Here is an 11,562-nt window from a genome sequence, read left to right as displayed (position 1 = left end):
AAGGTTGCTCTTTACTTATATTAAAAAACAAGCCAATCAATTAATTCTGATTGGCTCACTGTAAATTATTGGTTTCCTTTTTTCACCCATTCAGCTACAGTCACCGTACGTTTCGCTTGGTGCTTTACAGCTGCTTTTACATCTTCAATCATTTTACCATCTTGGCCTACAGTTACACTTGTTCCATAAGGATTTCCACCTGCCCCAAAGATAGAAGGGTCTGTATAACCCGGTGTTGCGATAACGGCACCCCAGTGCATCATAGAAGTATACAGTGATAAAAGAGTTGCTTCTTGACCGCCATGTGGATTTTGCGCAGAAGTCATGGCGCTTACTACTTTGTTTACAGTTTTACCTGAAGCCCATAGACGGCCCGTTGTATCTAAAAATGATTTCATTTGTCCAGCCATAGTACCAAAGCGTGTTGGTACACTAAAAATAATGGCATCCGCCCATTCTAAATCAGCAAGAGTCACTTCAGGAATACATGCTGTTTCTATTGCATGTTCTTTCCATACTGGATTTGCCTCAATTTTTTCTTGAGAAACGGTTTCAGGTATCTTCAATAGCTTCACTTCAGCACCGGCTTCTCTTCCTGCTTCCTCAGCCCACCCAGCTAAACGATAATTAGTTCCGCCTGCACTGTAATAGATCACTGCTAATTTTACGTTTGTCATTCATCTTACCTCCGTTATTATAAATTCCATTTTCAGTATCTAGTATTTAATCTATTTTATTTCTTATTCTTTATGGCAATTTCACCAAGAGATTTAGTGAAACTATTTTGGTCTTTCGATTTCAAATATCTCACCAATTTTGGCATAATTATTTCCCGCTAAACGACTCACGACAGCAAGACCCCTTGGATCAATCCTTCCATTTCATAAATGTCACGTGAAATTGTACTACTTTCCCTATAATCAGATCGCACCCCGGTGAATCCAAACTATCAATTTAATTCTCTGATTTCAAATGGTACTAAACCTTGTGCTATCGGCTCTCTATATTGTTCATATTGCTCCGGCAACATCAAATTTTCTCCCATTGTCGCTTCGGATTCATCATGTGCGAATCCTGGAGGATCTGTTGCAATTTCAAATAGAATTTCCCCATGCTCTCTAAAGTAAATGGCGTTAAAATAATTTCTGTCCTGTACAGGAGTGACACCATATCCATGCGCTTCAACATACTTTTTCCATTCCAGTTGATCTTGGTCATCAATAGCCCGCCATGCAATGTGGTGCACAGTACCTACACCCATTTCTCCGCTTCCAATAGAAGTTAATTTAAGATCGATAACATTCCCAATATCAGCAGTAGAACGATAACGAGCGAAATCACCTTCTTTACCGACTAATTCAAGTCCCATTACTTTCTCTAACAATTCAGCCGTTTTATTTGGCTGGGTCGATAATAGAGTAGCTCCGCCAAAGCCTTTTATAGCAACATTCGGAGTAATCCCTCCAAAAGACCATGTATTGACCTCTCCTTCCTCTCTTTCAACAATTTCCAAATGTAGTCCATGTGGATCATCAAACTCTAAATATTGCTCTCCAAAACGCTCTAACTTTGTGTAAGAAACATTGAGTTCTTCAAGTCTCTTTTCCCAAAACTCCAAAGCACCTTTAGGAACAACATAAGATGTAACTCCTATTTGACCATCTCCAATAATTCCTTGACGAGCTCCTGGCCATGGAAAGAATGTTATGATCGTTCCGGGTTTTCCACCTTCATTCCCGAAATAAAGGTGATAGGTTTCTGGATCATCAAAATTGATCGTTTTTTTGACTAAACGCAAACCTAATACCCCAGAATAAAAATCCACGTTTTCTTGTGGATGACCCACAATTGCCGTGATATGATGAATACCCATTGTTTTTTTACTCATTTTTTTATACTCCTTTTAATTTAAAATTCAGCTATCAAACGAATCTAATATCTAATTTTGTTCCTATTTCAGATAAAAAATCATTTTAATTCAAATATCTCTAAATCGAGATATATTAGAATAAAAATGCTTCCTAAGCACATTGACCATGTCCAATTAAAGCATACCAGCGGCAATAAAGCATTTATTTCACCCGCTGAAAATATTCAATTAAGATATCTCGAATTCAAGATAATAATAATACGTATAATTATTTTTGTCAATCTACTAAAATGTTAAATCACAAAATTGAATTTTGATAACATAAAAATGAACTTTAGGCCCTTAAAATGCAGTTTTCAATAAAAACTCACTTAAAAAAGGGCTTAAAAATTCATTTTATCCATTTTTATTCATACTTTTTAGATAATAGTTACCTTTAGATGCATCATTCATTACAAACCAGATCTACTCTATATACAGTTGAGTAAACTGCTATTCAATTTCATAGAGAGGAGGAATTGCTTCACGATCAGTGCCATGATCATCAGAACCAGATTGAGTTGGATAACCGCCTGCTCCTGTTTGAGTTGGATAACCGCCTGCTCCTGTTTGGGTTGGATAACCGCCTGCTCCTGTTTGAGTTGGATAACCGCCTGCTCCTGTTTGGGTTGGATAAACGCCTACTCCTGTTTGGGTTGGATAACCGCCTGCTCCTGTTTGGGTTGGATAAACGCCTGCTCCTGTTTGAGTTGGATAACCGCCTGCTCCTGTTTGGGTTGGATAACCGCCTGCCCCTGTTTGGGTTGGATAAACGCCTGCCCCTGTTTGAGTTGGATAACCGCCTGCTCCATATGGAGTTGGATAAACGCCTGCTCCTGTTTGAGTTGGATAACCGCCTGCTCCTGTTTGAGTTGGATAACCGCCTGCTCCATATGGAGTTGGATAACCGCCTGCTCCATATGGAGTTGGATAACCGCCTGCTCCATATGGAGTTGGATAACCGCCTGCTCCTGTTTGGGTTGGATAACCGCCTGCTCCTGTTTGGGTTGGATAACCGCCTGCTCCTGTTTGGGTTGGATAACCGCCTGCTCCTGTTTGGGTTGGATAACCGCCTGCTCCTGTTTGGGTTGGATAACCGCCTGCTCCTGTTTGGGTTGGATAACCGCCTGCTCCTGTTTGGGTTGGATAACCGCCTGCTCCTGTTTGGGTTGGATAACCGCCTGCTCCTGTTTGGGTTGGATAACCGCCTGCTCCTGTTTGGGTTGGATAACCGCCAACGTATTGAGACGGATAACCACCGGTGCCATGTTGAGTTGGATAACTACCAAAACCATATGGTAATGGGTAAGTTCTATATCCTATGCTGCCGTCAATTCCCCCAAAGTTTTGTCTTTCCATTTTTCATATCTCCTCCTCAAATTAATCAATAGCAATATATGCATTCATCATTAGTGGGTATGGATATATGCCTAAAATAGCGGGAATAAAGTAATCAATACTAATAGGTTGATGCTTATTTTAAAATGTAGTATCTAATTATTTAAATATTTCATCAAAAATGTAATTTATTACACTATTTACATATAGTTAAAGATACGCAATACTTCTTATCACCAAAAACAAACCATCAAAAAAATCGGATCCCCACTCAACAAAATTACTAAGGTGGCGTAGTTCTGACAGTTTACATTTTAAAATGATTTTAAAATGTTGATTGATTTATTTTTTCTTGTAATTTTTCCAAATAAAGATCTGCATCAATAGGCAATTCAACGGTTTGATTCAACCATGATGATAAGTATATAGCATTAGCCAATTCTACCCCTTTTAATCCTTCTTCACCAGGAGCAAGTAATGGTGTGCCTTTCGTGATGGCATCAACCCAATTTTGGATAATTCCTACGTGTCCTGTGTTTTCTCCTTCTATCGGAATATCGATTTTAATGTATTCAGGAGATCCAAAGCCACCTGTAAATGTTGAATTAAATTCCCTTTCTGATTGAGTTAACTGGTAGAAGGCCAGAGTATTATTCTCAACCAAGATTTTCCCTCGATCACCAGCAATTTCAAAACGATTGGTTCCAGGTGCCTCTCCTGTCGATGCTATAAATACCCCTGTTGCACCATTTTCATATTCAACATAGACGGTCACATCATCTTCCACTTCAATCTTGTGATATTTTCCAGTATGACAAAAAGCATGTACACTTTTTGGCATCAAACCCGTGGTCCATTGCCATAAATCTAATTGATGGGGTGCTTGATTTAATAGGACACCGCCTCCCTCACCTTTCCATGTCGCTCTCCACTTACTTGAATCGTAATAGCTTTGAGGCCGATACCAATCTGTAATCACCCAGTTTGTCCGCTTAATTTCACCAAGTTCACCTGAGTGGATAAGATGACGTAGTTTTTGAAATAACAGGTTTGTACGTTGGTTAAACATCATAGAAAATATTTTTCCACTTGACGTTGCGGCTTTGTTCATTTCCATTACATTCTTCGTAAATACTCCAGCCGGTTTTTCTAGTAAAACATGCAATCCATTATTAAACGCTTTGATGGCTAATTCAGGATGACTGTAATGTGGTGTTGCGATAATCACTGCCTCAATATCTGATTCATGAAAAAAAGCTTCTTCATTTTGATAAAATTGTACTTGATCGGACAGATTTTCTTTTACCCAATTTATTTGATGTTCCCGACCACAAACCACCGTTAATACAGCTCCTTCAACAAGTCCTTTATCCAATGGAATCGCATGAGATTTTCCTATATTTCCCATCCCTATAATACCTACTTTAACACCACTCATTAAAAATCCCCCTCATTTTCTTAAAAAGCTTGAAATCTGTACCTGAATGAATGACTCTTAGCAAGATCTGTTGTTTGATTTAAAAGGAATTTTGAACAGAATTAATTATGCAATCAAAAAGTTTAATTGAACAAACGTATGACGAGTTACATGAAGTAGCCCTTATCTGCTCCATCAAGTTAAACAATATAAAAAAATTATGAATTCTTTACGTCTTCTGTAGATTTTAATTCTGTGTAATTGATAAGAAGTATACGATTTAGATGGTATTATTTCACATTAACTTTTTGTTATAACAAATAAATCATATCAATGCAGTTTTGCTCCTATATATTTAAACATAAAAAGCCTAAATTCCATTGAATACTGAGAAATTAGGCTTTTATATGATTAAAACTAATCTTTTGATATTTATATAATAAGTCTATTAATGATAAAGCAACATCAGAAAGACCATTCTTTATCATCCTATTACGCTATAATAATTACCATTAAACAAAAAATAATACCATATTAAAGACCACCTTAACGTTACTGACGAGCAATGTTATCGGCTAGTCTAATAGCCAACGCTGTATTAGATAGAACAGGGCCAGCTGCTGTCAAGGTAGGAAGAACACTATTATCAGCTACATATAAACCTTGAACTCCATGAATTTGACCATATCGATTGGTTGATGACGTTGCGGGATCCTCCCCCATTCTGCATGTACAAGCTTCATGCATATCTGATCCAGGCGGTCTTAGCGTTAAAGTAGACTCATCCAAAGTCACACCCATAGCCGCGGCAGATCGTCTGATGCCTTGTGCCACTTTATCAGCTGTTTGACGGTCACTGTTGCTTAGAGAATATTGAACTTGTTGTAACGGCACACCGAATTCATCCCTTGCAGACGGATCAATATACACTCTGTTCTCAGGGCGAGACTCCACTCTTCCAAACGATGCGTAGACAACCATGAGCTGATCTTTCAGTACCTTATCTTCAAATTGCTGGTAAGAAAAATATTGATCAGGCCCAAGAATCTGAATTTGATAAGGAGACTCGTCTGTCTCAAATTTTAAAATGGCTAGGTTTCCTAATCTATCAGAAAACTGTCTTCGACTTACCGTACCAATAGCAATAATGGATACATGACCTGTTAAATAACGGCCGATAGCAGGCCCCTGAATCCCAGAATTAAGCAATAGACGCGGAGTCTCTAAAGTACTTGCCGATACGACTACATTCTTTGCACGAATCGTATGCTTTTTCTTGTCTGCTGAGAAAACCTCGACACCAGAAACTGTCCCATTCCCTGTTAGTACTCGTGAGACATAAGCATTTACTGCAAGATCATACGGGCGATCAAACTGGGCGGCAGCGAGAGCATTAATTGAACTATACCAAGGATTCGAATGAACTTCTCCTTGCCTAGAAGGTGTCATATCAAAAGCAAGCGGCATATCAGCTGCTTCCAAAATACCACCTGCATGGAGTCGTCTTAACATCCTATCTTGCATTGATGAACCTTTAGCAAAATCAGTTGTTACATGCAATAATTTCTCGGCCATCCCATAATAGACATTTAATTCCTGACGATGAATTGGCCATTTATTTAGTTCGGATTGAATCGGCCTCGGTGTAGCCGCATTCCAAAACAAGGATCTTCCTCCAAGGGCGTATATCATTCTGGCTCCTGAAAATTGTGGTAAACGTTCCCCTATAACAGTTGAATTATCAGGAAGAAGTACATCCCGGGCAGTATTTACATTCTGTGTGGGAATGTTAAGGGAATGAGAATGAAATAGCTTATCTCCCATTTCAAGAATGCCAATCTTTTTAGCTCCTTGATTTTTCCACAGTTCACAGAGCCTTTGTAAGACGGCTCCGCCTCCAGGTCCGCTTCCCACAATAAGAACATCATAAGTTGTACCTGACATTTCTTCCAATGTTTTTGTTGGGATCCAATTATTCTTGTATCTCACCACCATAATTTACACCCACTTTCTCAAACATCTCACATCAGTTAAAGTTATGCATAAAATATTCATTTTATATCAATTGTTGATTTATATAAAAAACAGACAATCTCTTTATTAAGGAAGCGAGGGTCTTTCAACTTAATTTCCCAATAATTAATAGTAATTCTCTTGACCTCAACTAAGATTTAGGTTGCATCCTGTTTTATAAGGAGGAGAAAAAATATGTCAAAATTCGCTTATGTAAGAGGTGCCAATAAAGGCATTTGACATGAAATTGTCTATCAATTACCTGATAAAGATTATTTTGTATTTTTTAAGGGCACGATATGAGGAACTCGGAAAAAAACTGTAGAATCTTGAGGTTTTTCAAATGAATCGTTTATCCAAGTTGATATTTCTGAATATACTAAAATGGAGTAAAGTCTAATTAGACTTTACTCCATTTTATATAAATCTGACATATTGCTTATATTTACTGTTAATTAAGCCTTTACTGCTGATAAATTCTTTGCTGCAGTTGCCACTTTTTCTAACCCTTCAGCAATAATACTTTGGGCTTTATCTGGCATAGCATTATGACCTTCAATAATAACTTCATCAATGATTTCCATTCCGAATACTCCACCAAATACGTTTTTCATATAAGTAGCTGCCATTTCCATTGTTGCTGCTTCAGGAGTAGAATAGATTCCTCCGCGTGCGCTTAGAATAACCGCTTTTTTATCTGTCATTAATTGTACAGCTTGTCCATTTTCATCATACTTGAATGCATACCCTGCTTCGTACACATAGTCAACAAACGTTTGTAATTTCGCAGGGATCGTTAGGTTCCATAATGGGAAGGCAAACACTACGATATCTGCTGCTGATAAGGCATCCTTCGCCTTTTGTTTAGCAGATACAATACGTTGTTCAAGGTCTGTTAATTCTTTGCCTGAGCTTATTTTACCAAAAGCATTAAATAAATCCTGGCCAAAGTATGGCATGTCTTCAGCAAAAACATCAAACGTTGTGACGTTAACGCCCTCTAGATTCTCCATGAAAGTCTCATACATTTTACTTGATACAGCTTCTGAGGCTGGTCGGTTATTTGCTTTTACAACTAATACATTCATTATATTAAAATCTCCTTTTTATCTTGAATTATTTTATCTCGAATTAAGAATATATTAAACTAAGATATAAGTCAACCTATAAGATTACTTTTTTCTTTTATCTCTAAAATCGGTCTTTAACATTCAATTTCTATTTAGTACAATTTCTCTTATTTCAACAGACTTTAAAAATCATTCATTCTTTCACAAATTCTTTTGTACTTCTCACTGTATCAATCGGGCGAACTAATTTTTCTATTTCTGCACGTTTAGGCTCTAAGAATGGAGGCAAAGATAATTTTTCCCCAAGCGTTTCATAGGGTTCATCTCCCATAAAACCAGGACCATCCGTAGCAAACTCAAATAAAATTTGTGGTGCAACTCTTGCGTATAAAGACTCAAAAAAGTGACGATTGACATAACCGGATGTAGGGAATCCAAAACTACTCATTCGGCGGGTCCATTCATCTAATACTGAGCGATCCTCAACTCGGAATGCCGCATGGTGAACCGTTCCAAAACCTTGTCTGGCCTGAGGAAGAATCGTATTATATTCTACAATGACAGAGGCACCATTGCCGCCTTCTCCTACTTCAAATAAATGAAATGATCCTTCCTTAGCTATTTCTTTAAATAATAGGACTTTTTCCATCATTTCTTTAAAGTAATCAAAGTTCGCCATACGAACAAAAATAGGACCTAAACCAGTAATGGCATATTCCAGTGGGATAGGACCCTTTTGCCAAGGTGTACCAGATTCCACTCCTTTATTGAATTCATCTGAAATAAATTGGTATTGTTGATCATCAAAATCAACGAAAGAGAGAGTTTTCTTACCAAATTGCTCTTTAATTCCAGTGTGCTTGACTTCTAAACGATCAAAACGTTTTACCCAATACTCTAATGCTGCATCACTTGGTACACGGAAAGAGGTCTTTGAAATCTCGTTTGTACCATGTACACCTTTCGGAACTCCTGGAAAGTCAAAGAAAGTCATGTCTGTTCCTGCACTCCCTTTATCATCAGCAAAGAATAAATGATAGGTTTGAATATCGTCTTGATTGACTGTTTTTTTAACTAAACGCATACCTAAAACATAGGTGAAAAATTCATAATTCTTTTCTGCACTACTTGTAATAGCTGTTACGTGGTGTATTCCTTTTAATTCGTTCATTTTATATTCCTCCTAGAAAATTTAAATTAAAGTGATACTATTCGTTTGTTCATTAATACTCCTCAATGGGTTTTAGTTTTTCTTCAATTTCAACTCTACGATTTTCTAAAAATGGCGGTAAAACTAATTTTTCGCCCAATGTTTCGATATCATCTCCATCGACGGTGAATCCTGGTCCATCTGTTGCAATTTCAAATAGAATTCCGTTTGATTCACGGAAATATAAGCTCTTAAAATAGAAACGGTCGACAATTCCTGAGGAATGGAAGCCTCTTTGTTTCACTTTTTCTTCCCAAAAGCTGAGCTCTGTATCGTTTTTTACACGAATGGCTAAATGATGAATACTGCCACGGCCTGGTTTTTCAGATAGACCGTCTAAATATTTCACAACGATTTCTCCAAAAACCTCTCCTTTGATTGATTGAAAAATCGCTTCGTCATCTGTACGGCTTATCTCTGCATAACCAAACATGTCTGTAAGGGTGTTTGCTAATTTATCAAGTCTTCGTACCGTCATTTCCACAGAGCCCATTCCTTGAATTTGATGCTCAGCAGGTACCTCAGATTTTTCCCACGTTTCCCAGTGTTCTACTTTCGCACCGTTTGAGACAAGAAGTACCATACGTAAGCCTTCAGGATCCTCAAAGTGTAATGCTGGGTGATTGGCATACGTTGTAATATCACTATGTTCCACACCATGTTCCTCAAAACGGGCTTTCCAATAGACTAAACTTGCTTCTGATGGGACCAGTAACCCAATTTTTGTGATGGCATTTGTACCACGGTGTGTATGACCAACTAGTGGAATTTCAAAAAATGATAGTTCAGTCCCTGGGCTGCCTGTTTTATCCCCGTAAAATAAGTGATACATCGACGGATCATCTTGGTTCACTGTTATTTTTACACGACGCAAACCAAGCACCTCTCGATAAAAATGATTATTTTTGACTTGCATTTTTTGTAATCATTGAAATATGATGATGTCCTGGAATTTTATACATAAATCATTCCTCCATTTTCAATTTACTAGTCAAGTGATAATTAAAAAAATTAGTAGCATAGCATTTATCTAAGTAATAGGAATCTTAATTATCCATTTTATTCTCGGTATTTTTTTGTAACTTAGTCAAGAGCATATATAGTGTTTTCTGCTCATCCTCTGTCAAGCACTCATTGACAATGGACGTTTGGAAAGTAAGTTGGTGTTCAAAAACTTCATGCATTTTATCTTCCCCTTTTGAAGTAAGGGTAATCCATTTGGTTTTCCAATCCTGCTTACGCTGTATATATCCCTCTTGCTCAAGTCGAGTAAGCATACGCGAAATTCCACCCTCCGACACCGTTACTTTAGTGGCAAGTTGACTTTGTGTGATCGGCTGATAAGTCGAAACCTGGTTTAGTACATCAAACTGTGCAGTCGTAATATCAAACTGTTTTAAGAATTCATTCGATAGTAAATTACTTTGATGTGTAAAACGAGCAATCCGCAACCAAATAAGTGAACCAAGTGTATTTTTTCTCAATTGACTCATTTCCTTTCGTTGCTATCACTTTACACCTCAAGTGAAGAAAATACAAGAAAAATATCTCGAATTAAAAGTATTTTTTATGGATCTCTGAATTTCATGCTGAACTAGTCTTCTCCTATAATATGAGAAAATAAACTTGTAGTAACCGAATATATAAAAAACTAATTCTCATTATTTAACCTATCTGACATTTTAAGCATACCAATCTTTTTAGCTCCTTGATTTTTCCACAGTTAACAGGGCCTCTGTAAATAGGCTACGCCTCCAGGTTCGCTTCCCACAATAAGAACATCATAAGTTGTACCTGACAAAATTAAAAACGCTGATGTATCCATATTCATCCATACTAGTACCGATGAGATAATAGCTTATAATCAGCGTTTTTTTATTCTTTTCCTAAACGTAATGTCATTGACGCTCCTTCAAAAGATTAAGTAATACATGTGAAATGGTTTTAAGTGGCTCACTAGTTTTTTGCGTTAAACAAAGCATAATTCCGCCTTCGATTGAAGCAGTCATCATAAGTGCCAATGAATCTGCCGTTTCTTTCGAAAAACCATCTTCATGTAATTTTATAACATAAATCCCTTGCATCTTTGTATAAAGATCTGAACAGGCATTCCGAACTGGTTCACTGAATGATGCCATTTCACTAACGATGCTGGTAAAAGTATAACCAGCAATCGTACCTTGTCGTTCAAAGTCCCCAATTAATTGTTCGATCATCACCTGCAAGGCTTCTCTAGTAGATAGGCTTCGTTTGAAAATATCCTCAATGTCCGTCGTTATCGCTCGACTCATGGAATCGAGGCATGCAATAAGCAATTCTTCCTTTCCATTTGGGAAATGATGATAGAGTGAGCCCTTCGTAATCTTACATTCTTTTAAAATTTCATTTAACCCTACACCCTTATATCCTTTTTGCTGGAAAAGAGTTGTCGAGATGTCAATGATCATCGATTTTGTATCTGTTACCATGTTACACCTCCAAAATATGCCTTTTTTAACCCATCTATTTATTTTATATTAACAGAATCTTCTGTCATCTACTAATATCTAAACGTTTTCGAAAAAAAATAAGTTTTAACTAACCAAACGATTAAGGTCCTCTTTAC

Annotated in this window: 9 protein-coding genes and 2 pseudogenes; all 11 read right to left on the bottom strand. The window is 37.3% G+C overall.

Going from position 1 to position 11,562, the window contains the following annotated elements:
- Positions 1-65 precede the first annotated feature (65 nt).
- Positions 66-677, bottom strand: a complete 612-nt coding sequence (gene wrbA / locus R4Z09_RS10630) for an NAD(P)H:quinone oxidoreductase (protein WP_338452294.1) — start codon at positions 675-677, stop codon at positions 66-68.
- A gap of 102 nt (positions 678-779) precedes the next feature.
- A pseudogene (locus R4Z09_RS10625) lies at positions 780-942 on the bottom strand (flavin reductase family protein); the annotation flags it as partial.
- Positions 943-949: 7 nt separating this feature from the next.
- Positions 950-1,888 carry a ring-cleaving dioxygenase gene (locus tag R4Z09_RS10620; RefSeq protein WP_338452293.1) on the bottom strand — a complete coding sequence of 313 codons (939 nt, stop codon included), beginning with the start codon at positions 1,886-1,888 and terminating at the stop codon, positions 950-952.
- Positions 1,889-2,362: 474 nt separating this feature from the next.
- Complete coding sequence (locus R4Z09_RS10615) at positions 2,363-3,268, bottom strand: hypothetical protein (RefSeq protein ID WP_338452292.1); 906 nt, start codon at positions 3,266-3,268, stop codon at positions 2,363-2,365.
- Positions 3,269-3,572: 304 nt separating this feature from the next.
- Positions 3,573-4,685, bottom strand: a complete 1,113-nt coding sequence (locus R4Z09_RS10610) for a Gfo/Idh/MocA family oxidoreductase (RefSeq protein WP_338452291.1) — start codon at positions 4,683-4,685, stop codon at positions 3,573-3,575.
- 531 nt (positions 4,686-5,216) lie between these two features.
- Positions 5,217-6,659 (bottom strand): GMC family oxidoreductase, encoded by a 1,443-nt coding sequence (locus R4Z09_RS10605; protein WP_338452290.1) that lies wholly within the window; start codon positions 6,657-6,659, stop codon positions 5,217-5,219.
- Positions 6,660-7,132: 473 nt separating this feature from the next.
- Positions 7,133-7,765 carry an FMN-dependent NADH-azoreductase gene (locus R4Z09_RS10600; protein WP_338452289.1) on the bottom strand — a complete coding sequence of 211 codons (633 nt, stop codon included), beginning with the start codon at positions 7,763-7,765 and terminating at the stop codon, positions 7,133-7,135.
- Between the two features lie 175 nt (positions 7,766-7,940).
- On the bottom strand, positions 7,941-8,918 hold the full coding sequence (locus tag R4Z09_RS10595; protein ID WP_338452288.1) for a ring-cleaving dioxygenase: 978 nt from the start codon (positions 8,916-8,918) through the stop codon (positions 7,941-7,943).
- Between the two features lie 52 nt (positions 8,919-8,970).
- Positions 8,971-9,919: pseudogene (locus R4Z09_RS10590) on the bottom strand (ring-cleaving dioxygenase).
- An 84-nt stretch (positions 9,920-10,003) separates the two neighbouring features.
- The gene (locus tag R4Z09_RS10585; protein ID WP_338452287.1) at positions 10,004-10,441 is read right to left on the bottom strand and encodes a MarR family winged helix-turn-helix transcriptional regulator; all 438 of its coding nucleotides are present in this window, start codon (positions 10,439-10,441) and stop codon (positions 10,004-10,006) included.
- 414 nt (positions 10,442-10,855) lie between these two features.
- The gene (locus tag R4Z09_RS10580) at positions 10,856-11,425 is read right to left on the bottom strand and encodes a TetR/AcrR family transcriptional regulator (RefSeq protein WP_338452286.1); all 570 of its coding nucleotides are present in this window, start codon (positions 11,423-11,425) and stop codon (positions 10,856-10,858) included.
- Between the last annotated feature and the right edge of the window lie 137 nt (positions 11,426-11,562).

Origin of the sequence: Niallia oryzisoli, from assembly GCF_036670025.1 — a bacterium.
Taxonomy (GTDB): domain Bacteria; phylum Bacillota; class Bacilli; order Bacillales; family Cytobacillaceae; genus Bacillus_BD; species Bacillus_BD oryzisoli.
Note: the sequence above shows the minus strand (reverse complement) of the source record. Positions and strands in the feature narration are given on the sequence as shown.